The organism is Aurantimonas aggregata (assembly GCF_010500835.1).
Taxonomy (GTDB): domain Bacteria; phylum Pseudomonadota; class Alphaproteobacteria; order Rhizobiales; family Rhizobiaceae; genus Aurantimonas; species Aurantimonas aggregata.
Genome location: NZ_JAAAMJ010000001.1, coordinates 811392 through 835990, shown reverse-complemented (window position 1 = coordinate 835990; position 24599 = coordinate 811392). Strand labels below are relative to the sequence as shown.

General features: G+C 67.0%; 24 protein-coding genes and 1 pseudogene. 11 read left to right on the top strand and 14 right to left on the bottom strand.

What is annotated here, in order from left to right; genetic code table 11:
* The first annotated feature begins 31 nt into the window (after positions 1–31).
* Complete coding sequence (locus GTW51_RS03875; RefSeq protein WP_163042685.1) at positions 32–649, top strand: sarcosine oxidase subunit gamma; 618 nt, start codon at positions 32–34, stop codon at positions 647–649.
* 5 nt (positions 650–654) lie between these two features.
* On the opposite strand, the gene GTW51_RS03870 is transcribed toward GTW51_RS03875, so the two are convergent.
* The 8 genes from GTW51_RS03870 to GTW51_RS03835 all read right to left on the bottom strand — a co-directional run bounded on the left by GTW51_RS03870 (position 655) and on the right by GTW51_RS03835 (position 9373).
* Positions 655–1269: a glutathione S-transferase family protein gene (locus GTW51_RS03870; RefSeq protein WP_163042528.1), complete on the bottom strand. Its 615-nt coding sequence runs from the start codon at positions 1267–1269 to the stop codon at positions 655–657.
* A gap of 89 nt (positions 1270–1358) precedes the next feature.
* The gene (locus GTW51_RS03865) at positions 1359–1940 is read right to left on the bottom strand and encodes an NADPH-dependent FMN reductase (protein WP_163042527.1); all 582 of its coding nucleotides are present in this window, start codon (positions 1938–1940) and stop codon (positions 1359–1361) included.
* Between the two features lie 38 nt (positions 1941–1978).
* On the bottom strand, positions 1979–3112 hold the full coding sequence (locus tag GTW51_RS03860; protein ID WP_163042526.1) for a DUF1513 domain-containing protein: 1134 nt from the start codon (positions 3110–3112) through the stop codon (positions 1979–1981).
* 11 nt (positions 3113–3123) lie between these two features.
* Entirely contained in the window at positions 3124–4236 is a 1113-nt protein-coding gene (locus GTW51_RS03855; protein ID WP_163042525.1) for an imelysin family protein, read from the bottom strand.
* Complete coding sequence (locus tag GTW51_RS03850) at positions 4233–5762, bottom strand: di-heme oxidoreductase family protein (protein ID WP_163042524.1); 1530 nt, start codon at positions 5760–5762, stop codon at positions 4233–4235. The genes GTW51_RS03855 and GTW51_RS03850 overlap by 4 nt, the downstream gene beginning before the upstream one ends.
* Before the next feature lie 79 nt (positions 5763–5841).
* Complete coding sequence (locus GTW51_RS03845; RefSeq protein ID WP_163042523.1) at positions 5842–7134, bottom strand: imelysin family protein; 1293 nt, start codon at positions 7132–7134, stop codon at positions 5842–5844.
* Between the two features lie 179 nt (positions 7135–7313).
* Entirely contained in the window at positions 7314–8867 is a 1554-nt protein-coding gene (locus tag GTW51_RS03840) for an ABC transporter substrate-binding protein (RefSeq protein ID WP_163042522.1), read from the bottom strand.
* 140 nt (positions 8868–9007) lie between these two features.
* Positions 9008–9373, bottom strand: a complete 366-nt coding sequence (locus GTW51_RS03835; protein ID WP_163042521.1) for a hypothetical protein — start codon at positions 9371–9373, stop codon at positions 9008–9010.
* 229 nt (positions 9374–9602) lie between these two features.
* On the opposite strand from GTW51_RS03835, the gene GTW51_RS03830 reads away from it, so the two are divergent.
* The gene (locus GTW51_RS03830; RefSeq protein ID WP_163042520.1) at positions 9603–10514 is read left to right on the top strand and encodes a class I fructose-bisphosphate aldolase; all 912 of its coding nucleotides are present in this window, start codon (positions 9603–9605) and stop codon (positions 10512–10514) included.
* A 175-nt stretch (positions 10515–10689) separates the two neighbouring features.
* Here the strand turns inward: GTW51_RS03830 and GTW51_RS03825 are convergent, their stop codons facing one another.
* A complete protein-coding gene (locus GTW51_RS03825; RefSeq protein WP_163042519.1) occupies positions 10690–11127 on the bottom strand; it encodes a c-type cytochrome in 438 nt (145 codons plus the stop codon).
* 603 nt (positions 11128–11730) lie between these two features.
* Here GTW51_RS03825 and GTW51_RS03820 point away from each other — a divergent pair.
* Positions 11731–12519 (top strand): outer membrane protein, encoded by a 789-nt coding sequence (locus GTW51_RS03820; RefSeq protein ID WP_163042518.1) that lies wholly within the window; start codon positions 11731–11733, stop codon positions 12517–12519.
* 109 nt (positions 12520–12628) lie between these two features.
* Here GTW51_RS03820 and GTW51_RS03815 read toward each other — a convergent pair whose 3' ends face one another.
* Positions 12629–13576 (bottom strand): carbohydrate kinase family protein, encoded by a 948-nt coding sequence (locus GTW51_RS03815; protein ID WP_163042517.1) that lies wholly within the window; start codon positions 13574–13576, stop codon positions 12629–12631.
* Between the two features lie 148 nt (positions 13577–13724).
* Here GTW51_RS03815 and pcaD point away from each other — a divergent pair, with 148 nt between their 5' ends.
* The 3 genes from pcaD to GTW51_RS03800 all read left to right on the top strand — a co-directional run bounded on the left by pcaD (position 13725) and on the right by GTW51_RS03800 (position 16228).
* The gene (pcaD, locus tag GTW51_RS03810) at positions 13725–14531 is read left to right on the top strand and encodes a 3-oxoadipate enol-lactonase (RefSeq protein ID WP_163042516.1); all 807 of its coding nucleotides are present in this window, start codon (positions 13725–13727) and stop codon (positions 14529–14531) included.
* The gene (locus GTW51_RS03805) at positions 14528–15586 is read left to right on the top strand and encodes a 3-carboxy-cis,cis-muconate cycloisomerase (RefSeq protein ID WP_163042515.1); all 1059 of its coding nucleotides are present in this window, start codon (positions 14528–14530) and stop codon (positions 15584–15586) included. The genes pcaD and GTW51_RS03805 overlap by 4 nt, the downstream gene beginning before the upstream one ends.
* A gap of 75 nt (positions 15587–15661) precedes the next feature.
* Entirely contained in the window at positions 15662–16228 is a 567-nt protein-coding gene (locus tag GTW51_RS03800) for a DJ-1/PfpI family protein (RefSeq protein ID WP_163042514.1), read from the top strand.
* Between the two features lie 5 nt (positions 16229–16233).
* Here GTW51_RS03800 and GTW51_RS03795 read toward each other — a convergent pair whose 3' ends face one another.
* On the bottom strand, positions 16234–16965 hold the full coding sequence (locus GTW51_RS03795; protein ID WP_163042684.1) for a DUF3750 domain-containing protein: 732 nt from the start codon (positions 16963–16965) through the stop codon (positions 16234–16236).
* 96 nt (positions 16966–17061) lie between these two features.
* Between GTW51_RS03795 and GTW51_RS03790 the strand changes: the two genes are divergently transcribed.
* Positions 17062–18066, top strand: coding sequence for an asparaginase (locus tag GTW51_RS03790; RefSeq protein ID WP_163042513.1), 1005 nt, complete (start codon positions 17062–17064; stop codon positions 18064–18066).
* A gap of 298 nt (positions 18067–18364) precedes the next feature.
* Here GTW51_RS03790 and GTW51_RS03785 read toward each other — a convergent pair whose 3' ends face one another.
* A complete protein-coding gene (locus tag GTW51_RS03785; RefSeq protein ID WP_246232538.1) occupies positions 18365–19180 on the bottom strand; it encodes an NYN domain-containing protein in 816 nt (271 codons plus the stop codon).
* A 108-nt stretch (positions 19181–19288) separates the two neighbouring features.
* Positions 19289–20290 carry a methylmalonyl Co-A mutase-associated GTPase MeaB gene (gene meaB, locus GTW51_RS03780; protein ID WP_163042512.1) on the bottom strand — a complete coding sequence of 334 codons (1002 nt, stop codon included), beginning with the start codon at positions 20288–20290 and terminating at the stop codon, positions 19289–19291.
* 105 nt (positions 20291–20395) lie between these two features.
* On the opposite strand from meaB, the gene pqqA reads away from it, so the two are divergent.
* From pqqA to pqqE, 4 genes and pseudogenes are all read left to right on the top strand, one after another.
* The gene (pqqA, locus tag GTW51_RS24610) at positions 20396–20563 is read left to right on the top strand and encodes a pyrroloquinoline quinone precursor peptide PqqA (protein ID WP_163042511.1); all 168 of its coding nucleotides are present in this window, start codon (positions 20396–20398) and stop codon (positions 20561–20563) included.
* Positions 20564–20605: 42 nt separating this feature from the next.
* The gene (gene pqqB / locus GTW51_RS03770; protein ID WP_163042683.1) at positions 20606–21520 is read left to right on the top strand and encodes a pyrroloquinoline quinone biosynthesis protein PqqB; all 915 of its coding nucleotides are present in this window, start codon (positions 20606–20608) and stop codon (positions 21518–21520) included.
* Positions 21517–22562: pseudogene (gene pqqC, locus GTW51_RS03765) on the top strand (pyrroloquinoline-quinone synthase PqqC). Before pqqB ends, pqqC begins: the two are co-directional and overlap by 4 nt.
* Positions 22559–23698, top strand: a complete 1140-nt coding sequence (gene pqqE / locus GTW51_RS03755; protein ID WP_163042508.1) for a pyrroloquinoline quinone biosynthesis protein PqqE — start codon at positions 22559–22561, stop codon at positions 23696–23698. The pseudogene pqqC and the gene pqqE overlap by 4 nt, the downstream one beginning before the upstream one ends.
* Before the next feature lie 27 nt (positions 23699–23725).
* On the opposite strand, the gene GTW51_RS03750 is transcribed toward pqqE, so the two are convergent.
* On the bottom strand, positions 23726–24532 hold the full coding sequence (locus tag GTW51_RS03750; RefSeq protein WP_163042507.1) for an N-acyl amino acid synthase FeeM domain-containing protein: 807 nt from the start codon (positions 24530–24532) through the stop codon (positions 23726–23728).
* Positions 24533–24599: the final 67 nt, after the last annotated feature.

Genomic DNA, 24599 nt, shown 5'->3' with positions numbered 1-24599 from the left:
ACGCGCCGGCAAGGCGGCGAAAAGGCCTGCCATGCCCGACCCGGCGCCCATTGTCCCGGCGGACACGGCTTCGGCCAACGTTAGCCCGGCCGTGCGCCGCCTGTCGCCGCTCGATGGCCGCTATGCCGGCGGTCCCGGGGCGACGCTGACGCCGCTGGGTTTCCGCGGGCGGCTCAGCCTGCGGGCCGGTCCGGGCGCGCTCGACGCGGTTGGCGCAGCGATCGGATTCGCCCTGCCGACACGGCCGAAGTCGAGCGCCACCGGCGACGGGGTCGCGGCCCTTTGGCTTGGCCCGGACGAGTGGCTGCTGCTCGACAATCGCGCCATCCCGGATGGCGATGGATCGCCCGCGACGATGTCGGCCGCCCTTGCCGGCGTGCCGGGGATCTCGATCGTCGACGTCTCGCATCGCAATCTCGGGATCGTCGTCGAAGGTCCGGCGGCCGAAGCGATCGTCGCGGCGGGCTGCCCGCAGGATCTGCGGCTCCGCAGCTTCCCGGTCGGCGCCGCCAGCCGGACGGTTTTGTCCAAGGCCGAGATCGTCCTTTGGCGCACCGGCGAGGCCCGCTTCGAGATCGAATGCTGGCGCTCCTTCGCCGACTATGTCTGGACTTTCCTGGAAGAGGCGGCGCGGGCGCCTTCCGTCTGAGACCGTCAGGCGGGCCGCATCGCCCGCCGGTAGGCGTCGCGGTCGACGACCCGCTCGACATAGGCCTGGATCGCCGTGCTGTCCTGCAGGCGCGGCGCGCCGAAGCTGCCGGCCCAGGAGAGCTGAGAGCCGATATAGACGTCGGCGGCGGTAAACTGCTCGCCGACCAGGTAGGGCGTCCGCGACACCGCCTGCTCAAGCGTGTCGACCACGTCGTTGTAGCTTCCCCAGCCGACGGCCATCTTGGAGAGGGGCGCAGCGTCCTTGCGCATCATCGTCTCGGTCAGCGCCGGCTCGAAGCAGCTGCCGCCGAAGAACAGCCAGCGGTAGTAGCTGCCGCGCGCGGGGGATGCGGGCTCCGGCGCGAGCCCCGCCGCGGGATAGGCCTCGGCGAGCCAGGCGAGAATCGCCGCGGTCTCGGTCAGCACTGTGCCGTCGTCGAGGACCAGCGTCGGGATCTTGCCCATCCGGTTGATGGCGAGGAATTCCGGCTTGCGGTTGTCGCCCGCCTCGAAATCCACCAGCACCGTCTCGTATTCGGCGCCGACCTCTTCGAGCATCCAGCGCGCCGTCGCCGCGCGGCTCATCGGATTGTAGTAGAACGTGATCTTCCCCGGCATGTCATCCTCCCTCTGCCGCATTCGGAAATGGCTCGGCCTCGCGTCCGCGGTCGATGAACGCGCGCAACGTCACCGGGTGGCGCCGTCTGTCAGCCCGGCACGCCGTCCGCCTCGCGCTTGGCCTTCAACGCCGTCGCATACCATTCGAACTCGTCGAGGAATTTGACAGCGGATTTGTCGATCCACGGCTCGTTGGATGTCCCGTCCTCCTGCAGCGCCTTGCCGATCGACGGGATGGCGAGGACCGAGGGCAGGCTCGACATGCCCATCTCCGCGAGGACCGGGCGCAGCGCGATCGCGTCCCGCACGCCGCCGAAGCGGCCGGCCGAATAGCAGACGATGCTGGACGGGCGGTAGAAATACTCCTCTAGAAAATAGTCGAGCGTGTTCTTCAGCGCCGCCGGTATCGAATGGTTGTACTCGGCGCTGACGATCATGAAGCCGTCGGCGCGGCGATAGAGATCGGCCAGCCGCTCCAGCTTCTCCGGCGCCTCGCCCCGCGGATATTCCTTGTACATCTTGTCGAGTAGCGGCAGGTCGAGCTCCATCGGGTCGACCAGCACCGGCTCGTGGCCCCGCTCGCGCAGCTTGGCGATGATGAAGTTGGCCGCCTTGATGCCCTGGCGCTCCGAGCGCACGGAACCGAGGATGACGGGAACGAGCAGGGACATGGGCAACGCCTTTATGTTGGGCGCTGATGGTCCGACGCTCAGCCGAGGGCGTCAAGCGCCAGGATGTGATTGTCCCATTCGAGATCGGCGCTTGTTGGCCGATCGTCTTCCTCGAGACGGATGACGTCGCCGCCACCGCTGGTCGCCAGGAAGCCGCTGCCGTCGGGTGCAAGGCCGCAGCCGTCGCGGATGGCGTGGCGGCTGAGGATGTCGCCGGTCGTTGCCGCCAGGATCAAGGTCGTGTTGCCGACTGGCGAGGACACCGCCACGCGTGCGCCATCGCGGCTGGTCGCGACCGAACCGATATAGTTGCCGAGGCCCGCAAGGTCGGTCGGCGCCATCTCGGTCAGGGTGAGCGCTTGGCCAGCCTCAGCGAAGCCGACGAGCGGCGGCGCGTCGCCGGCCGGCCCCTGGTACTGGCCGCCGAACCAGACGCGCTGCCGCGCGTCGATGGCGATATGGTGCAGCGACAGCTTGTGCAGGCTCTGCGGCAGCAGCTGCTTGTCGATGAGGTCGCCGCTGCGCCGGTCGATGAAGGCGATGGAGGGCTCCATGGTCGGGATGTTGAGCATCTGCCGGCCGTAGTCGGGATGCGTCTCGATCCCGCCATTGGCGACGACGATGGTCTCGCCGTCCGGCATCAGCAGGGCTTCGTGCGTGTCCATGCCGTGCGAGGCGAACTCGCCGATGCGCCGGTAGCCGGCTGCGACGTCATAGACGCCGATCATGCCGCGGGCGCCGTCATAGTCGTTCTCGGTGGCGTAGAGCAGCGCCCCGTCGGGCGAGAAGAAGCCGTGGCCGAAGAAGTGCCGGCCCCCGGGAGATGTCAGCGTCTGGAGGGTCCGCCCGCTCGCCGGATCGAACACGACGGCGAAGGTGCGCGGCCGGCGGGCGAAGACGACGGCGCGGCCGCTGATCCTGTTGAAGGCGATGTCGTGGCCGCGCTCCGGCAGGGCGACGGTGGAGACGATCTCGCCGCGGTCGGAGAACACCGCGCAGCCATAGCTGCCGTCCGGCCGTCGGCAGGATGCGCCGAACAGCGCATCCGCGCGATCGAGCGCGGCGGCCGAACGTGGTCCCAGCCCGGCGACGAAGGCGGCCCCGGCGCCGGCCAGGAAGCTGCGGCGGTCGACCAGCGGACCGGGGCCAAGGGGGAGGGGCTGAAACGCCATGCCGTATCGCCTCAGTCGCCGTCGAGGGACGAAAAGCCGCTGGACAGGCCGAGCGCCGGCGAGAGCTGCGCGTCGAACAGGTCCTGCAGGCTGCCGGTGACGATCTGCAGGTAGGTCAGCGCCTGGCGCTGCGGTGAGGCAACTGCATCGGTCAGCGGTTCGGACAGGCCTGCCAGCGTGCGGTCGGCGTTGGCGAATTCGAAGTCGATCGAGACGCCCATATAGGCCTGCGGCGCCGGCAGCAGCTTGGCGAGCCCGGACGTGGCGAAGAGATCGCGAAGGCCATCGAAATTGCCCTGCAGCGAATCCAGCGTCAGCCCGGAGCGGCGGAAGAGAAAGAGGTTGGGCTTGGCTTCCGCAGCGCTCCCGCCCACCGCCGGGTTGAGCCGCAGGTCGCGGCTCGCCTCCAGCCCGTGGACGAAGGTCCCGACGATCGCTTGCAGCGAATCCGTTGGGCTGCGATAGGCGGTGTTTTCCGGCGCTGGCGCGGTCAGCCGCGCGGCAATGCCGGTCTCGTCGGCCCAGGCGGCGTCGATGGAGGCGGCGATCGATGCGAGGTTCTGCGCGATGGCGCGGCCGTAGGTGCAGCGGAACGCACCGTCTTGCGTCGACAGCGTCTCGGCGTCGGTGCCGTAGAGCACGAATTCCAGCGCACCCAGGCCCTGCACGGCGACGGACTTGTCGGCGAGACTGTCGGCACTGGTCGCTGTCGGGTCCTCCGTCCCGAGAATCGCCTGCACCTGACGCAGCGCGATGCCGCGCCGGTCCGGGAAGAACAGGATCTTCTCCAGCCGGTTCTCTTCGACGACCGGGCCGAACCGGACGAGCTCGATGAGCGACCAGGCCCGCACGAGATCGCCGAAGCGCTCCTCGGCCGCCTGGCGGCTCTCGGTTCCCGGCGTGTCGCACAGTGTCGCCATGGCCGAAGCCGTCGCGTCGGCCTGCTGGCGGAAGGCGGCGTAGCCCGGACGGATGAAGCCGTCGATGGCGTTGCGGACAACGGTGAGGGAGGCGGCCGGATCGGCGGTCCCGGTCACCGGACCGGCTTCCTGCCCGGCCGCAGGTCCGGCGGCGAAGCAGAGCGCGAGGCCGAGGGCCGCGAGGCGTTTGATGTGCGTTCTCACAAGGACTCCAGAAAGGCGTGCAGGGCATCGCGATCGGCCTTGGCCATGGCGGCATAGGCGTCGCGGGCGGCTTCCGCCTCGCCGCCATGCCAGAGAATCGCCTCAGCAAGGTTCCGGGCGCGGCCGTCATGCAGGAAGAACGTATGCCCGTTCACCGTCTCGGTCAGGCCGATGCCCCAGAGCGGCTGTGTGCGCCATTCCCGGCCGTCGGCATCGCCGACGGGCCGTCCGTCGGCCAGACCCTCGCCCATGTCGTGCAGCAGGAAGTCCGAATAGGGCCAGATCAGCTGGAAGCGCTGGGCTTTGTCGGGTGCCTTGCGGGAGGTGACGAATTTCGGCGTGTGACAGGAAGCGCAGCCGGCGCCGTAGAACAGCTGCTTGCCCTGAAGGACGGTCGGGTCGGCGACGTCGCGGCGGGCGGGCACGGCGAGGTTCTGCGAATAGAAGCTGACGAGATCGAGGATCGGGTCCGGCGCCTCGACCTCCCCCAGGCGCGGCTGGACGCCGGAGGGTGCGTCGCGGCAGGCCTGCTGGGCGATCGAGCACTCGCCGAAGGCGTCGGTGACCAGAGGCGTCGAGATGCCGATATCGCCGGCAAAGGCTTCCGCCGTCTGCGACTTGATCGTCGGAACGGTGGCTTTCCAGCCGAAGCGGGCCAAAACCGGCGCGCCGTTTTCGGGATCGCGGGCCATTGACGCCTTGCCGGAAATACCGTCCTCGTCGGCATCCTCTGGATCGGCGCGCGCCAATATGTCGGCCGGCTCGATCTGCTCGATCAGGCCGAGGCCGATCATCGGCGGGGCGATCCGCGGCGACAGCATCACTTCCGGATCGAGCGGCCCGTAGGCGAGGTTCTCGACCCGGTAGCTCGGCCGGCGCAGGCTGACGACGGTGCCGTCGGCGAGGGTGACCGGCTCCTCAGCGTAGTCGATCGCCATGCGGCCCTCGCCCTTAAGGCCCTGCACGGCGAAATGCTGCAACTGGCCGCCATAGGTCGGCTCGGGAATCCGGGTCAGCTCCCGGTCGGCAAGCTTCTGGTGTTCTTCCTTGCTGCGCGGCGGGACCGAGAGGCGCAGGAACATCGAGACCGAGGTCTCCCCCTCTGCCGGCGGCCGGCCACGCCCGTCCTTCAGATGGCAGCTCTGGCAGGCCCGGGCGTTGAACAGCGGACCCAGCCCGTCAGACGCCTCGGTCGAGGACGGGGAGGAGACCCACAATTTGCGGAACAGCGCGTTGCCGACCTTGAAGCGGTCTTCACCTTCGAAGGTCTGGTTGGCGGAGATGTGGCTGAAGGAGTCGCGGTTGACCAGCTTCTGGGACGTGGCTGCGCCCGCCGGCATCGCCTCGAACGCTTCGGGGCGAGAGAAGTCGGTCGCGGGGGCGGTGACCTTCTCAACCCGGGCGCGATCCTTCGGCGTCAGGTCGCCGCGGACCGGTCGATCGAGACTCAGGGCCGCGGTCAGGCTCAGCACCGCCGGCAGCACGATGGCCGCAGCGATCACCGTCATTCTTGCGGCAAGCCGCATGGGTCTCTCCCGATCGCCTTGCCGGATCTCACCGGCCATGCGGGGCGGCAGGTCCGTGCCCGCCGCGCCCGGTCCGGGATTACTGGAAGACCGCGTCGACGTTGTCGAGGCTGTCGGAACCCTCGATCGTCACGTTGCCGAGATCGAGCGCCGCGACGGCGCGCTCGATCGAGCGGGTCTGCTTGACGAGACCGTCGATCGCCGCCTGAACGCGGGCGTTTCCTTCGGCATTGCCCTCGCCGATCTGCTGGTCGTAGGCCTCGCCGTTCTCGGCCGCCGCGGCCATCAGCCGCATCGCCTCGATCGTCGCGTCGAGATCGGCGCGAAGCTCCGCGTCGACGGCTGCGTCCTTTGCTGCCACGAGGTCGGACACCGATGGGCCCTCGACGATCGTGCCGTCGGTGCGCTCGTAGCGGCCGGTGTAGACGTTGCGGATGCCGATCGCGTCGTAGAGATGCGAGACGTGCGTGTTGTCGGAGAAGCAGTCATGCTCCTCCTCCGGATCGTGCAGCAGCAGGCCGAGCTTCATGCGCTCGCCGGCAAGTTCGCCGTAGGAGAGCGAGCCCATGCCGGTGAGCACGGCCGAGATCGCCGCGTCCGGCGCATCGGTCAGCGCCTTGCGCGCAGCACCGTCGGCCCGCCAGTTGCCGACCATCTCCTCGAGGTCGGTGACGAGGAGGTCGGTCGCTGCATCGAGATATTCGCCGCGTCGATCGCAATTGCCGTTGGTGCAGTCGTCGCCCGGGGCATAGTCGGTGAAGGGCCGTTCGCCGGCGCCGGCTTCGGTGCCGTTGAGGTCCTGGCCCCACAGCAGGAACTCCACCGCGTGGTAGCCGGTGGCGACATTGGCCTCGATGCCGCCGGCCTCCTGCAACTCGTCCTGCAGCAGCGCCGGGGTGATCGTCGTCGCGTCTATCGTCTCGCCGGCGACCGACAACTGGGGGTTGGCGATCAGATTGGCCGTGTAGAGGCCGTTCTCGTCGGATTCGCTGCCGTAGCTCTGGTCGACATAGTCGATCATGCCTTCGTCGAGCGGCCAGGCATTCACACGGCCTTCCCAGTCGTCGACAATCGGATTGCCGAAGCGGAACGCCTCGGTCTGCTGGTAGCTCGGGCGGGACTGAAGCCAGGCCTCGCGGGCCGCCGTCATGGTCGCCTCGCTGGGATCGGCGATCAGCGCATCCGTCGCCGCGTCCAGCGCCTTGGCGGCGGTCAGCGCATCCTCGTATCCGGCAAGGGCGATGTCGGCATAGGTCTTGACGACGGCGACAGGGTCAGTCTCTTGCGCTGCCGCGGGCGCTGCACTGGAGATGAGCAGGACCGAAGCAAGACAGGACGCCAGGCGCGCGCTGTTTGTGGCGATGATTGTCATGGAGAGCCTCCCGCCGGACAGGCGCCGGCTAAGTCGTTTTCGCAAAGGACGCACCAGGGTGCGGTTTCTCTGCTTTGGCTACGACCGGGCAGGGCAGCTGTCAACAAAGTAAGCAAAGTTTAGAAACGTTCGATAGTGGGACGTTACTTTATGGAATCATTCCAAAGAGCGAGCCTGGTCTATCCTTTGGTGACGTCCCGCAGGATCAGCAGGAAGGAAGGCTCCAGATCGAAGCCGGTGACGGCCGCGGTGGAGACGGCGTTCTGCTTCCAGTTCGCCACGAACACCCAGGGTGCATCCTCGTGGACGATCCGCTGGATCTGCTTGTAGAGCGCACCGCGCTTTGCCTGGTCCGTGGCGCGGCGCGCTTCCCCAAGCAGGCGGTCCACCTCCGGGTTCGAGTAATAGCCGGCGTTGAAGCCGCCATTGTCGGGCATGGCGTCCGAGCGGAGGGCGAGAAACGGCAGCGTGTCCGGATCGTTCGTCATCCACGCCATCTCCGCCATGTCGGCCTTGCCCTCGAGGCCCGGATTGACGTTGGAAAGGAAGGTGTTCCACTCGTAGGTCTCGATGCGGGCGTCGAGGCCGACTTCGGCGAGGTCGGCCTGGATCGCCGTCGCCATGGCGACCGGATCGAGCATGCCCGAGCCGCCTTCGGCGACGTAGAAGGTCAGCGTCGCACCTTCCGCCCCGGCTTCCTTGATGAGCGTGCGGGCCTTTTCCGGATCGTGCGGGTAGGGCTCCACTGTATCGTCATGGGCCCAGTCGAAGGCTCGTGGGATCGGCCCGGCGGCGACCGCGGCCGAGCCCTTCAGGACGTCGTCGACGATCGCCTGCTTGTCGATCGCGTAGTTCACTGCCTGGCGCACCCGCTTGTCGGCGAACGGACCTTCCTTCGTGTTGAGGATCAGGAACCAGAGATGCGGGCCGGCTTCCTCGTGGACGACGAAGCCCGGGTCGGTGCGAAACATCGCGAGATTGTCGGCCGGCGCCTCGACCATCAGGTCGATCTCGCCGCCCAGCATCTGCGCCGTGCGGGTGCCGGGGTCGACGATGGGCCGGAACTCGACCCCTTCGAGAGTCGGTGCGTCGCCCCAGTAATCATCGTTGCGGCCGAGAACCACTTTTGCGTCCGGCTCCCATGCATCGAAGCGAAACGGACCCGTACCGACAGGGTGCTGCCCAAACTCGGTGCCGGCTTCGGCCACCGCCGCGGGCGAAACGACCAATCCGGTCGGATAGGCCAGCGCCGACAGAAAGGGCGCGAAGGGCTCGCGCAGCGTGAACTCGACGGTCAGCGGATCAACGGCGTTGATCGTGTCGATGGCGGAGAAGAAGAACGCCAGCGGGAACGGGCCGGTATCGTGAAACGGATGATCGGTCTGGAGCATGCGCTCGAAGGTGAACTTTACCGCTTCGGCGTCGAAGGCCGTCCCGTCGTGGAACGTTACGTCCTCGCGCAACTGGAAACGGTAGGTCAGCCCGTCGTCCGAAATGGTCCAACTCGTCGCGAGCGCCGGCTCCACTTCCATGGTGCCCTTCCTGAAACGCACCAAGCCTTCGAAGACATTCACCAGGATGCGGAAATCATTGGTCGCCGTGACGGCCTGCGGATCCAGCGACTTCGGCTCGGCGACCTGTCCGACCACGAGCACGTCTGGCGGCGTCTGGGCCGCCGTTGGCGCAGCAAAGGCCAGAAGGGCGACCGTCATCAACGTGGTGAACCATTTCATCGAGGATCTCCGGTTGGCAGGCGGGGTGGCATCTCCCGCCATCTCAATCAACCGTCAGGCTGAAATGAGGCCCGGGGAAGCGCAGAACCATTCGAGTCCCGCGAAGCCCGCCCCGGCGCCTGCCGCACAAAGCCCCGGAGTCACTTGATGAAATTGAAAAAATACGTGGCGACGGCCAGGATCAGGCCGACGATGGCAACTGGAATCAGCACGCTCGGCGGCTGTCGGACCGTGCCGTCGCTCGATTCGTCCGGTCCGGCAGGTGGGGGAGGGAAGTGAAAGCCGCGGCGTCCCAGTTTCACGGTCGGCGTCCAGGCTTGCTCGTAGCCCTCGACCGGCGCGGATGGTGGGTGCTGCTCGTCGGCCTCTGCGTCATTCGCGGAGAGTTGAGGCGTCTCAGCCGAATCCGCTGCATCGGCACCGGCCGGCTCGGTGCCGGTATCGCCGGCGAACATCAATGCCGTGTCGTCGCCAAATCCCTCGGGAAAGGCCTTCGTGCCTTTCATGCGGCAGCACCTCCAGTTGCGAAATCGGCAGAACGGCGGAAGGTTCCGAAGCCTGCCACGCCTCGGCATGGAAGGCTTTCGGCGGGTCCGCGACCGAACCCATTCCCTTCAACCGATTTTAATGTTGCGGAAGGCCGTCGCGAGTCTGGACGGGGCGGCGACATCCCACCACAACGTGATCCTATCACGAGGGCTCGCCCCGCAGGCAGCCGAGGCAAGGAAAAGACATATGCTGAGAACCGAGGTCGTCCGTAACATCCTGTCCTGGTACGAGGGCGAGACGCCCGGGTTGAAGGCCAATCTGTCCCGTCTCCTGATGCATGGCCGCCTCGGCGGCACGGGCCGTGTCGTCATCCTGCCGGTCGACCAGGGATTCGAGCATGGCCCGGCCCGCAGCTTTGCGCCCAACCCCGCCGCCTACGACCCGCATTACCTCTACGAGCTGGCGATCGAAGCCGGCGTATCGGGCTATGCCGCGCCGCTCGGCCTGCTCGAGCAGGGGGCAGACACCTTCGCCGGGGAGGTTCCCCTGATCCTCAAGATGAACAGCGGCAACGGCCTGGTTTCCGGCAACGACCAGGCGCTGACGGGCAAGGTCGAGGACGCGATGCGGCTCGGCTGCGTCGGTGTCGGCTTCACCATCTATCCCGGCTCGGACATCTCCTACGAGATGATCGAGGAACTGCGCGACCTCAGCCTCCAGGCGAAGTCGCGCGGCCTGATGACCGTGGTCTGGTCCTATCCGCGGGGCGGCAAGGTCACCAAGGAGGGCGAGACCGCCCTCGACATCATCGCCTACGGCGCGCACATGGCGGCGCTGATGGGCGCGACGATCATCAAGGTGAAGCTGCCGACCGACCACATCGATCTCGAGGCCGCCAAGGCGACCTACGAGAACAACCACATCCCGCGCGCGACGGCCGCCGACAGGGTGCGCCATGTCATGCAGGCATCCTTCGCCGGCAAGCGGCTGGTGGTGTTTTCCGGCGGCGCCGCGAAGAATACCGAGGAGCTGCTGGAGGAAGTCCGGGCGATCCGCGATGGCGGAGGCAACGGCTCGATCATCGGCCGCAACTCCTTCCAGCGCCCGCGTGCCGAGGCAGTCAAGCTCCTCGGCCAGGTGATGGACCTCTACGCCTGATCCTTGGCTCCGGGCGCCGAACGTGTCCGGAGTCCCATGGCGGCGATCGGGATTGGGCTGCTTTGGTGACAGGATGCGGTGATGCAACGCCCTGCACCGGGGCCCAAAATCAAAACGGCCGCCTCGCGGCGGCCGTCATGATAGCGAATGCAATCGTCGTAGCGGATCGCCTGCCTTACTGGCCGGCGGCCGCCGCCAGCGCCGCGGCCGGGTCACGCGTCGCACCCGACTCGTCGAAGGTCGCGAGATAAGCGATCACGTTGGTGAGCTCCTCGGGCTTCTTCAGGCCGGGGAACACCATCTTGGTGCCCTTGACCACCGCCCGCGGGTCGGCGAGCCAGGTGCTCATCAGCTCTTCGTTCCAGACCGGCTTGTCTTCAGCCCATGCGACGAAGGGGGCCGAGAAGGAATAGCCTTCGACCACGCCCGGCTTCTCGCCGATGATGCCGTTCAGTTCCGGCCCGATCTTGTTGGCCGCGCCCTCGCCGACGGCGTGGCACGCCCGGCACTTGTTGAAGACCTTCTCCCCGGCAGCGGGATCACCCGCCGTCTGCGCTGCCGCCACATTTGCCGTCGCCAGCATCGCCGCTGCGGCCACCATCAGAATTCGCATGTTTCCTCCACGCTCTTCGAGCTCAGTTCATCCTACCGGCAGCATCATATGTAACCCTTCTAAACAATGGCAATCGTCGAGCCGGGCGGTGAGCGGATTTGCCCTGAGAACGCGCACCATGAGACGGCTCGCGGCACCGCCATGGCTCCACCGTCGCGACCTTCGGCCGCATGGGCGCCGCGGCGCCGGACGCGCCGACCGGTCGCTCGACGCCTGCAATGGATCACGCGTATGCGGACAAAATCTGTGCAGATGCCTGCGCAGGCCGGCGGCAGCAGGTCATGAACTCACTGAGTAGGAACCGATTCCGCCTCATTCCGGACACCTTCGTTAAGCCCGAGCGTGAACGAATGGCTTTCGTAAACCATGGATTTTAAATCCCAATCAACGATCTGCAGTTACAAACCATTCACGACGCCGTGCCGGAGAGTATCTCGTTGCACATCGGCAACACGGCTGAGGAGAACAGATTCCTGCCCTTATTCGGGCACGGAGCCAGCCCATAACCCTCCCGAACCCGCACTGCCGGGTCCGGAATTCGGACGGTACGAGGACTAGCGTCCGAAACAGAAAGTCGCTCCGGCGACAGAATGGAGTTCAGTCATGAAACGTTTTGCATTGCTTCTCGCCTCGACGGCGTTCGTCACCCCGGCACTCGCCGCCGACGTGATCTATGATGAGCCGCCGGCACCGGCACCGATGATGATCGAGCCTGTCGCCACCACGACGACCTGGACCGGCCTCTACATCGGTGGCCAGGCCGGTGTTGCGTTCAGCGGCAGCGACGCGATCAATCTCGACCCAGGTTCCGACGGCGCCTTCGGTGACGGCACGTTCGACAGCGGCGACGACGACAACGCCGGCTTCATCGGCGGCGCGCATATCGGCTACGATCACCAGTTCGCCAACAACATCGTCATCGGTGCCGTTGCCGACATCAACTACATCGATGCCGACACCAACCGCACCTATTCGATTGCCGGCAACAACGTCAGCGTCGAAGAAGAAGTCGACTATCTCGGCACGGTCCGCGCTCGCGTCGGCTATGCCATGGATAGCGTCCTGGTCTACGGTTCGGGCGGTCTCGCCTATGCCGGCTACGATCGGAACAGCAACTTCCCGAACGCGCCGACCGGTGATCTCAACGGCTACACGCTGGACGACAACGACGCTGATGGCGACATCGGTTACGCCGTCGGCGCCGGTGTCGACGTGATGGCGACGCAGAACATCTCGTTCGGCGTCGAGTATCTCTACACCAACCTCGGCTCGAACGACTATTCGGTCAGCGCCTCGAACGGCACGAACACGGTCGACTTCACCAGCGAGTCGAACGACGACGATCTGGACTTCCACACGGTCTGGGCCAAGGCCTCGTATCGCTTCAACTAAGGCGTTCACGCCACGCCGGGCGCCCTAGCCCGGCACTGTTGAGCCCCGTCGGATCACTCGATCCGGCGGGGTTTTTCGTTGGTATAAGGCGATGAGGCGGCCACCGCCGCTACAGCGGCGGCAGGCCCAGATCGGCGCGCCGCGGCAGGTCTGCCCCGCGCCGCGAGCAGGTGACCGCCGCGGCCTTGACGGCAAGATCAAGCAGCGCCGCGAGGGCATCCCGGTCCATGGCGTGCAGCGCTTCTCGCGACAGGGCGCCCGACTCGGCGAGTCCCGCGAGGAGGGCCGCCTGGAACGTGTCGCCGGCTCCGACCGTATCGACCACCGCAATGCGCTGCCCCTCCGCCGAAGCCGAAACGCCGGCGCTGGTGCGAGCCACCGCGCCGCGCTCACCGAGAGTCAGCACCGCCATCCCAGCACCCGCCGCCAGCCACTCGTCGAGTACGGAATCGAGGCTGCGGCCGGGATAGAGCAGGCCGAGATCCTCCTCGCTGGCCTTCACCAGCGCCGCCAGCGGCACGAGCTCCGCCACCTTCGCCCGCCAGATGTCGAGATCGGGCTCGATCGAGGCGCGGACGTTGGGATCGTAGGAGATGAAGCGCCGCTCGTGCTCCTGGCGCGCCAGTCGGGCGAGCGCCGAGGCCGTCGGCTCGGTGACGGTCGAATAGGAGGCGAGATGGATGGCGCGGACCGTATCGGGCAGTTCCGCGGGCACCTCGCCCGGCTCGATCGAGCGATCGGCCGTGCCGTCGATGTAGAAGGCGTAGGCGGGTGACCCGTCGGCTCCGAGCGAGACCATCGCCAGCGTCGTGTTGCGGTCGGTGGGGATGAGGAACTGCCCGTCGATCCGCTCGCGTTCCATGAAGGCGCGGATGCGCGTGCCGAACAGATCCTGCGAGATCTTGGTGAAGTAGCCGACCGGATGGCTGAGGCGGGCGAGGCCGAGCGCCACATTCAGCGGCGAGCCACCGACGCGTCCGGCAAGGCTGATCGCGGCGACGTCTTCGCCATCCTGCGCGAACAGGTCGAACAGGGAATCGCCGCAGCTGAGGAACATGGCAGACCTCCCATCCGTCTCTGACACAACCTGCCGCTAGCAGGATTGCGGTTGACCGAAAAGGGCCGTGCGGCGGGTTTGCGGCGCCGCCCTTTCTTCCGTGCCCGTCACGCCTATGATCCCGGCGCATAGGGGAGCATAGGAAACCATGGCATTTCAGCGCGTGAACGGCATCGTCCTGCACTACAGCCTGGAGCGCCGCGGGCCCGGTCCGACCCTCGTCTTCGCCAATTCGCTCGGGACCGATTTCCGCATCTGGGACCCGCTGCTCGCCGAACTCGGCGATCAGTTCACCGTGCTGCGCTACGACAAGCGCGGCCACGGGCTCTCGGAAGCGACGCCGCCGCCTTATGCCATGGACGACCATGTCGCGGACCTGAACGCCTTGCTCGACCATCTGGACATCCACGATCCGCTGGTCGTCGGCCTGTCGATCGGCGGGATGATCGCGCAGGGTCTCGCCGCTCGCCATCCGAAGCTCGCCCGTGGCCTCGTCCTGATGGACACCGCCCATCGCATCGGCACGGACGAACTCTGGAACCAGCGGATTGCCGCCGTCGAAGCCGAAGGGATTGCGGCGATCGCCGAGGGGATCCTGGCGCGCTGGTTCACGCCGGCCTATCGCCGGCCGGAGAATCCCGACTTCGTCGGCTATGCCAACATGCTGCTGCGGACCCCGCGCGAGGGTTATCTCGGCAGTTCCGCGGCGCTGCGCGACACCGACTACACGGCGGATGTTGCCGGGCTCGACCTGCCGGTGCTCTGCATCGTGGGCGACCAGGACGGGTCGACGCCGCCGGACTTGGTGCGCTCCACCGCCGCGCTGATCCGCGGCGCCGAATTCGTCGTCGTCGAGAATGCCGGTCATCTGCCCTGCATCGAGCAGCCGGCGGTGACCGCGAAGCTCATCGAACGGTTCGCGGCGCAGATCTTCGGCACGGCGGCCCGGCCATGACCGCCTCGGTGTTCGATCATCCGATTCTTGCCGGCCTGCTCGGCGACGAGGAGGTCTCGTCCTATTTCACAGCCGCTGCCGAGCTGGAGGCACTGCTCGCCTTCGAGACGGCACTGGCGGAGGCCGAGGCCGAAGAGGGGATCATCACTCAAGCGGCCGCCGCGGCGATTCGCGAGAGAGCCCGCGATTTCACGCCGGATCTGGCCGACCTCAAGAGCGGCACCGCCCGCGACGGCGTTGTGGTGCCGGCGCTGCTACGCCAGCTTCGCCAGGGGCTCGGGCCTGAGGCGGCAGCCGCGCTGCATCACGGCGCCACCAGCCAGGACGCGATCGACGCCGCGATGGCGATGCGGCTGATGGGCGTGTCATTGGTCATCGACCGCCGGCTGGCGCGGCTGGGCGATCGTCTCGCCCAGTGGGGCATCGAGGCGGGCGATGCCGAGGTGATGGCGCATACCCGCATGCAGGCGGCGCGACCGACGCGGTTCCGGCGCAAGCTGTCTTCCTGGGCGGACCCTCTGGTGCGCTGTCGGCTGCGCCGCGAAGAGCTGACGCTCAGAGCTTTCGTGCTCCGCTTTGGCGGTGCCGTGGGCGACCGGTCCGAGCTCGGCCACCAGGCAGACGCGGTGGCAGACCGCGTCGCGGCGTCCCTCGGCCTGTTTCCGGCACCGGGCTCGCTGCATTCCGAGCGCGACGGGATCGTCGAGATCGGCCATTGGCTGTCGCTGGTCACCGGTGCGCTCGGCAAGTTCGGCCAGGACGCCGCGCTGGCGCTGCAGTCGGAGGTCGGCGAATTGCGGCTCGAGGGCGGCGGATCCTCGTCCGCGATGGCGCACAAGCAGAACCCGGTCGGCGCCGAGATGCTGGTGACGCTGGCGCGTTTCAACGCCACGCTGGTTTCCGGCCTGCATCATTCGCTGGTGCACGAGAACGAGCGCTCGGGCGCCGCCTGGACGCTGGAGTGGATGCTGCTGCCGCAGATGGCCATGGCCGCGGGTGCAGCAACCCGGATAGCCGAGGAACTGCTCGAGAACCTGTCGCTGGCGAAATCCTGACATAGGCCAGGCCGGACCTTCCGGGCGACGCCGGCGCGCGGCATAATGGCGCGTCACACCCCGGAGGAGCCCGTCATGACGCGCATCGCCATCGCCTTGACGCCCGATTTCGCCGATTGGGAATGCGCGCTGCTGATGGCCGTGGCGCGGGCCTATCTCGGTGTCGACGTCGTGACCGCGTCGCCGGACGGCGGCGTGGCGGCGTCGATGGGCGGGCTGCGCGTCACGCCCGATCTCGGTTATGAAGGCCTCGACCCGGCCAGCTTCGATGCGCTCGTCATTCCCGGCGGGCTGTCATGGGAAAGCGGCACGGCGCCTGATTTCGGCCCACTCGCCCGAAGCTTCCATTTGGAGGGCAGGGTCGTGGGGGGCATCTGCGCTGCAGCAAGTGCATTGGCGGCGACCGGCCTGCTCGACCGGGTCGCCCATACCGGCAATTCGCTGGCATCCCATCGTGAGCAGGCGGCCTATCGCGGCGAAGCCTATTATCGCGACCAGCCGCAGGCGGTGTCGGACGGACGGGTGGTGACGGCGCCCGGCAACTCGCCGGTGAGCTTCGCGATGGAAATCCTCAAAGCCCTCGACCTCTGGGGGCCGGAGGCCGAGGCGGAGATCGCCGCCTTCGCCCGCGAGCATCGCTGACGGCGTCAGGCACCGAGAAGCGAATAGGTGCCGAAGGCCGGCACCTTGACCGCCAGATGCCGCGGGTCAAGGCCGGCGACGAGGCCGAGCAGATTGATTTCAAGCCCGGACTGCCAGCCGACGACGAGGCCGGCGTAACCCCAGAGTGACAGCCGAACCTCCCGCCGATCCGGATCGAAGGCAACCAGCCGCCCATCCGAAGGATAGTCCCGCCCGACGGCGGCAACCGGCAGGCTCGCGTCGATGCCGGGTACCGCCCGCATCACATGCGCGACGAAGCTGTTGGAGTTCGGGCCGGGAAACATCGTGTAGCCGCCGGCCTCGGCGAAGGGATAGTCGGCGATCGCCGCCCGGACCTGCGGAATCAGCCGCTCGGCATCGGCGCCGGTGACCCCGACGATGATTTTCGGCACGTTCGAGTACCAGAGCCCGTCGGCGGCGCGATGGTTTTGGCGGATCGGCATGCCCCAGCCGACCTTGTCCCAGCGCTCGTAGGCGCCGGCGTCCCTGTCCTTGACCACGATCCAGGAATGCTCGGAGACCGCGCCCTTCATGCCGCCGGTGCGGGCGGCGAAGATATACAGCGCCGCGTCCGGCTGCTCCTGCGGCGCCGGCAGGATGCGCGCGGAACTCCAGTCGGCCTGGCGCCAGGACGACGGGTGATCGCCCGACCACCAGAGAAGCGCGGCAAGGGCGGCCGGCAGCAGATAGACGCCCGCGATGACGAGGAACAGCATTTTCAGCAAGGGGGCGGTCTCGATGCGATGTGGCGTAAGCGGGCGGGGGCTGGTAGGGCGAAGCGCGAATTTCAAAGTGTAATGTCAAGGTAGTACATGGCAAACCCGGTTCTCGTGGAAGTGACCCGCGGCACGATGGTCGAGAGCGCCCATCGCGGCGCTTTCGCGCTGGTCGATGGCGCAGGCGCGCTGGTGGCTTCCGCTGGCGACGTCGAGCGGCCGGTGTTTCCGCGCTCGGCGATCAAGGTGTTCCAGGCCATCCCGCTGATCGAGACCGGCGCTGCCGCGGCGTTTCAGCTGACGCCGGCGGAACTAGCGCTCGCCTGCGCCTCGCATTCCGGTGAGGAGGGCCACGTCCGCCAGGCGGCGGCGATACTGGCCAAGGCCGGCCTCGACGCTTCGGCGCTGGAATGCGGCTGCCACTGGCCATTCGACGCCCCGGTCGCCCGCGACCTCGCCCGCCGCGGCGAGACGCCGACGCCGCTCCACAACAACTGCTCCGGCAAGCATGCCGGCTTCCTCTGCACGGCGGTGCATCGCGGTGAGGATCTGACGGGCTATGTCGGCCGCGACCATCCGGTGCAGCTGCGGGCCAGGGCGGCGATCGAGGATCTCGTCGGCCAGGCCCTGACCATCGACGCCTGCGGCATCGATGGCTGCTCGATCCCGACCTTCGCGGCGCCGCTCAGGGGCTTCGCCCACGGCTTCGCCAAGCTCGTCAGCGGCCACGGCATCTCGGCGCAGCGGGCGGCAGCCGGCCGCAGCCTGATCGACGCCTGCATGGCACATCCTTGGGAAATGTCCGGAACGGGACGGTACTGCGAGACGCTGATGCGTGCAGCACCGGGACGCGTCTTCGCCAAGACCGGCGCCGAGGGGGTGTTTTGCGGCGCCCTGCCCGATCTCGGACTCGGCTTTGCGCTCAAGATCGACGACGGCGCCACCCGCGCCAGCGAAGCGCTTGCCGCCGCGGTGATCGCCACCGCGCTACGGGACGAGGATGCGGCGCTTGCGAAGATATTCGACGGCCTCGCGCGGCGGACGCTGCGCAACTGGGAAAAGACCGAGGTCGGCGAGATTCGGGTGACGACGCCCGCCTGACGACGGTGTTCACGTTTGCCGCTGGGCCGCGATTACGTGCTTGACGGGCTGTAGAACAGGCGTAGGCTGATCTCTGCGTCCATGACGCAGCGGGAGGTAACTATGGAACCACCTCAGCACGCCGCCGCCTAGACAACAGGATCTGTTGTTCGGGATCCTGTCCAGCGGCTTCTTACTGACATGCCTCGGGAGCGGCTTATGAGCCGCCGGAGTCGTGGAACAGGCTCTCCCTAGCCGCTCCCAAGGTACTCATCCTGCCAGGCGGCGCGCCAATCATGCGCGCCTCGCCAGCCGCGGCTCAGCTCCAGTCGCTTTTCGGCGTCTCGCTCTTGCGGCTCGTCGCCGTACCGGCGCTCGCCGTGCGCCGCCCGCGAGCCGGTGCCGCCGGCTTCAGCCGGATGCGGACGCTGCCGCCCTCTGGATCTTCCACGTCGAACAGCCCGGTCGAGCGGACCAGGTCGCTCAGCTTCTTGAAGCCGTAGGTGCGCGGATCGAAGTCCGACGCGATGTTGAGCAGCTGCTTGCCGAAGCTGCCGAGATTCACCCAGTTGTCCTCGGTGTCCATCTGGTCGATCACCCGCTTCAGGAGATCGGCTGCCTGCTGCGGCTTGGCCAGCGGGGCCGGCGCGGGCTTGCCGTCGTCCTTCTCTGCTGCGATCCGCTGCGGCAGCAGGTTCTCGGTATAGATGAAGCGCCGGCAGGCCTGCCGGAAGCTCTCCGGCGTCTTCTGCTCGCCGAAGCCGTAGACGTCGACGCCCTGCTCGCGGATGCGGGCGGCCAGGCGGGTGAAGTCGCTGTCGGAAGAGACCAGGCAGAATCCGTCGAAACGGCCACTATGCATCAGATCCATGGCGTCGATGACCAGGGTGATGTCGGAGGCGTTCTTGCCGGTCGTGTAGGCGAATTGCTGCTGCGGGATGATCGCGTGGCGCGACAGGATGTCGGCCCAGCTTTTCGAACGGGGGCTGGAGAAATCGCCGTAGATGCGCCGGACGCTGGCCTCGCCGATCTTGGCGATTTCCTCGAACAGCCCGTCGGCGATGCGCGCCGAGGCGTTGTCGGCGTCGATCAGCACGGCAAGGCGATGCGTGCGGTCGGATCGGGTGAGGGACATCGTCGTTCCTTGCTTTGGCGGCCGACTTGCGATGCCGGTCTCGTGCGTCTTTCGCAATACCCCGCTGGGCAACGCGCCACAACCGGCGGCCGCGCCGGGTTGCTCGTCTCAGTCGAGCGGTGTCGCGCCGAAGCCGAGGCGGTCGAGGATGGCCTCAGCGACGGCAGTGGGCGCCCGTTCGCCGGCTCGCACCGCCGCCTCGCCGGCTTCGAGTTCGGCCCGGATATTCTCATCGGCGAGGATGCGGCGCCTGATACCGTCGTCGATTGCCGCCTTCAGCCAGTGCACGCGCTGCTCGGCCCGGCGCGCGGCGAAGCTTCCGTCGGCCTCGTGAATCGCGCGGAATCGCTGGATATCGTCCCAGAGCGTGGCGAGACCCTCTCCACCAAGGCCTGAGACGGTGAGGACCGGCACCTGCCAGGCGGCAGAGCGCGGCGTCAGGATATTCAGCGCTGCGCGGATTTCGGCCGCCGCCGCCTTGGCTCGCATTGCGTTGTCGCCATCCGCCTTGTTCATCGCGATGATGTCGGCGATCTCAAGAATGCCCTTCTTGATCCCCTGCAATTCGTCGCCGCCCCCGGCGATCATCAGCAACAGGACCAGATCCACCATCTCCGCGACGACGATCTCCGACTGGCCGACGCCCATCGTCTCGACGATCACCACGTCGAACCCCGCCGCCTCGCAGAGCAGCATCGTCTCGCGGGTTCGCGCCGCGACGCCGCCGAGCGTGCCGGAGGAGGGGGAGGGACGGATATAGGCCGCCGGGTCGACGCTGAGCCGCGGCATGCGGGTCTTGTCGCCGAGGATCGAGCCGCCGGTACGCGCCGACGATGGGTCCACGGCGAGGACCGCGACCTTGTGGCCGGCTTCGGTGAGCATCGTGCCGAACGCGTCGACGAGCGTGGACTTCCCGACGCCTGGAATGCCGCTCAACCCGATGCGGATCGATGGACCGCACGCCCCGGCAAGCCGGTCCAGCACGGCGGCGGCAGCCGTGCGGTGATCGGCGCGGGTCGATTCCACTAGCGTGATCGCGCGGCTCAGCGCCGTGCGGTTGCCCTGCCGCACGCCGTCTGCCAAGGCCTCGGGGTCAAGTCGCTTGTCCATGCCGTCTCGCTGCTTGGGGTGGCTAAGTGGTTCTGTCGACAATGGCTTCTCGGGCCACTGGGATTTTTTCCCGACTGCGCCGAAACCGCGCACGCGGCTTCCACAATGGAACGAGCTTTGATAGCTTCGCGTATTGTGGGTACCATCGGAGCGATCGGCCTCCTGTCGTTTGCCCGCAACTTTGGGAGAGATACCATGGCCTGGAACAAGCCCGTTATCACGGAAGTCTGCGTCGCAATGGAAATCAACGGTTACATGCCGATCGAGTTCTGATTGCCGACAAGCATCGATAGCCGCGGGCGGGTGGAAACCCGCCTGCGGCTTTTTGTATTGGGGTCTGCCGCGGGAGGCGGTTATCCTCAATGGAACTGCCTTTGCCCCGTCTGCCGGCTCTACTGGAGTGGCGATACCCGGGTGACCGCCCGGACGCAGTCGTCGATCGCGGCGAGCGCCGACGGTGTCCACTGGCTCCTTCTCAACGCATCACCCGATTTGCGCGAGCAGATCATCCGGTCGCCGCCGATTGTGCCATTGGCCGGCGCCGACGACGCGCAAAGCCGCAATTCGCCGCTCGGTGCGGTGCTGGTGACCAATGGCGACGTGGATCATGTCGCGGGGCTTTTGACCCTGCGCGAGAAACAGAAATTTCAGCTCTTCGGAACGGCCGGCGTTCTCGACGTCATCGCGGCGAACCCGGTGTTTTCGGTGCTCGATTCTGCCTGCGTCGAACGCAAGCCGGTGGTCATCGGCGAGGCCTTCGAGCCGGTGCCGGGTCTCGAGGTGGAAGTCTTCTCCGTGCCGGGAAAAGTGCCGCTGTATTTGGAAAAGGGCGAGGTCGACGTCGGCGAAGAGGGCGAGATGACGGTCGGCGTGCGTCTCACCGCCAATGGCCGGACGGCCTACTACATTCCCGGTTGCGCCGCCGTCACCGAGGGCTTGCGCGAGCGCGTGAGGGATGCCGACGTGCTGCTCTTCGACGGAACGGTCTTTGCCGACGACGAGATGCCGCGGGCGGGCGTCGGGCTGAAGACCGGCCGGCGTATGGGCCACGTGCCCATCGACGGCGAGGGCGGCAGCCTGAACGCGTTCGGGGGTTTGGGTATCGGCATGCGTGCCTATATCCATATCAACAACACCAATCCCATCCTGGTCGACGGCTCGCCCGAGCGGCAGGCGGTCGAAGCTGCGGGATGGCAGGTGTGCCATGACGGAATGGAGATCGCGCCATGAAGGCGATGATGGACCGGCAGGAATTCGAGGCGGCCCTGCGCCAGATTGGCGCCGAGCGCTATCATCACCTGCACCCGTTCCAGAAGCTCCTGCAGGACGGCCAGCTGACGAAGGTCCAGGTCCAGGCTTGGGCGCTCAACCGCTATTACTACCAGTCGCAGATCCCGGTGAAGGACGCCTCCATCCTGGCCCGGCTGCAGACGACGGCGCTGCGCCGCGGATGGCGTCAGCGCATCATCGACCATGACGGGCAGGAGGCATCCGACGGCCAGCCGGCGCAGCGTGGCGGCATCGAGAAGTGGATCGCGCTCGCCGACGGCGTTGGTCTCGACCGCGACTACGTGGAGTCGGGCGAGGGGATCCTGCCGGCGACGCGCTTCGCGGTCGACGCCTATGTGCATTTCGTTCGCGAGAAGAGCCTGCTCGAAGCCATCGCCTCGTCGCTGACGGAGCTGTTTTCGCCAACGGTGATCGGCATCCGGAGCAAGGGAATGCTGGCGCATTACGATTTCATCTCGCAGGAGACGCTGGCCTATTTCGACAAGCGGCCGGTGCAGGCCAAGCGCGATTCCGACTTTGCGCTCGCCTACTGCCTCGACAATGCGCGGCGGCCCGAGGATCAGCGCGCCGTCATGGATGCGCTGCGCTTCAAATGCGAAGTGCTTTGGGCCCAGCTCGATGCGCTTTATTTTTCGTATGTCGAGCCGGCGATGACGCCGCCCGATGCGTGGCGGCCCGGTATCGGCATGAAGGCGGATGCGCCATGACCGCGTTGCCCGACGGCACTATCCCGAAACTGCCGCATGGCGTCCGGCTGCGCGAGGACAAGGTCCGCGGCGAGTTCATCCTCGTCGGGCCGGAGCGGATCTTCAACGCCGACGGCGTCGCGCGGGAAATCCTGCAGCGGGTCGACGGCAGGGCCTCGATCGGCGACATCGTCCGACAGCTGGGCGAGGTCTTCGCCGCCGACGAAGCGGTGATCCGCCCGGATGTCGAGAGCTTCCTGATCGATCTGCGCGACAAGCAGATGGTGACGCTATGAGTGCAACCCTGCTCGACCGGCGCCCGGAACCCGTAGCCCGGGCCGCCCCGCCGCCACCGCTCGGCCTCCTGGCGGAGCTGACGCATCGCTGCCCGCTGCGTTGCACCTATTGCTCGAACCCGCTGCAGCTCGACGGTCGCTCGTCGGAGCTCGACACCGAGACCTGGAAGCGGGTCTTCACGGAAGCTGCCGAACTCGGCGTGATCCATATCCACCTGTCCGGCGGCGAGCCGACGGCGCGCCGCGACATCGTCGAGCTGACCCGCCATGCCGCCGATGTGGGTCTCTACACAAACCTCATCACGTCAGGCATCGGCGTCTCGGACGAGAAGCTCGACGCACTGCTCGAGGCCGGCTGCGATCACATTCAGCTGTCGCTGCAGGGTGCCAATGCGGAAGTCACCGAACTCGTCGGCGGTTATCGCGGCGGCTTCGAGAAGAAGGAAGCCTTCGCGCGCGCCGTCGTCGCCCGCGGCTTTCCCCTGACGCTCAACGCCGTCATCCACCGCATGAACATTCATCAGGTGCCGGCGATGATCGAGAAGGCCGTCGAGTTCGGCGCGCGGCGGCTCGAGATCGCGCATACGCAATATTACGGTTGGGCCCTGAAGAATCGGGCGCAGCTGATGCCGGTCCGCGAGGATGTCGACCGGACGATCGTCGAGGTCGAGGAAGCGCGCGAACGTCTGAAGGGCCAGCTGGTCATCGACGCGGTGTTCCCGGACTACTACGCGCGCTATCCCAAGCTTTGCAACGGCGGTTGGGGCGCGCGCACGTTGAGCGTCACGCCGGCGGGCAAGGCGCTGCCGTGCCATGCCGCCGAGACGATCAAGCATCTGGAGTTCTGGTCGGTCCGCGATCACTCGCTGGCCGACATATGGGCGGAGTCGCCGGCCTTCGAGGCCTATCGCGGCACCGGCTGGATGAAGGAGCCCTGCACGTCCTGCGAGCGTCGGCACGTCGACTTCGGCGGCTGTCGCTGCCAGGCTTTGGCGTTGACGGGTGACGCAGCCAATACGGATCCGGCCTGCATCAAATCGCCACTGCACCAGGAGCTGGGCGATACGGCGACCATCGAGGCCTCGTCCGTCGCGGATCCGCTCGCCGTGGTCTATCGCGGGTTCCGCGCCAGCTGATCGACGGCAGGCAGTCGTGCCGTCGGCTCAGATATCCTCGAGGCGGAGCTTGGCCTGTGCCGGGGCGTGTCCTGCCAGATCGACCGGTATCGGATAACGGCGGAAAGAGCGGCCGACATTGTCGTTCGCCAGCACGGCGTGCCGGTTGAGGAAATCCGTCGAGCGCGACACGCCGAACAGCGCCTCGCGCTCTTCGGGATCGGAGGAGAAGATCGGGAAGCGGGTGTAGACCTTCTCCCGGATCGTCTCCGTATCGTTCGACATCAGGCAAAGTGGTTTGACCAGACCCAGATAGTCGCGCGGCTGGGTACGCGGCTCCAGCTGGAAGACGCGGCGGTAGAACGGCGTGTGCTCGAGCCGGGCCGTGGCGATGATATGGTCGGTATCGAAATGATCGGCTGCCATGGCCGCCAGCCGCAGCGTGGCGTAGGGCATCAACGCCGTTGCCGCCCTGACGCGCCGGTCGACGACAAACCGCGTCGGGTCGACGAAGGTTTCGCCGCGTCCGGTGATCTCGCCCAGAACGTCGGAGAAGGCCGTGGTGCTCGGCGTGTCGGGATATTCGGGTGTCGCGATGTGAAGCCGGATCGAGCTGATCAGCCTGTCGCCGTGGCGGATGGCGAACAGGAAGCCGTTGCTCTGCTCGTCGAAGGGATCGGTAAACCGGGCCTGGTCGCTCGGCATGATGGCCGCTTCGGACAGGTAACAGTCGTAGCGCAGCCGATAGACCGCTTCACGCTGCTCGTCCGTCACGACGCGATCGTACTCGAGATCTTCCAGCAATGAAGAGACCTTCAGGGCGAACAGCCCTGCCCGGTTGTCAGTCGTACTCATCGGCACACGCGCCCCCGCATCTGTCGAAACAAGGTACAATTGTACCGATTTTTTGCAATGCATTAAC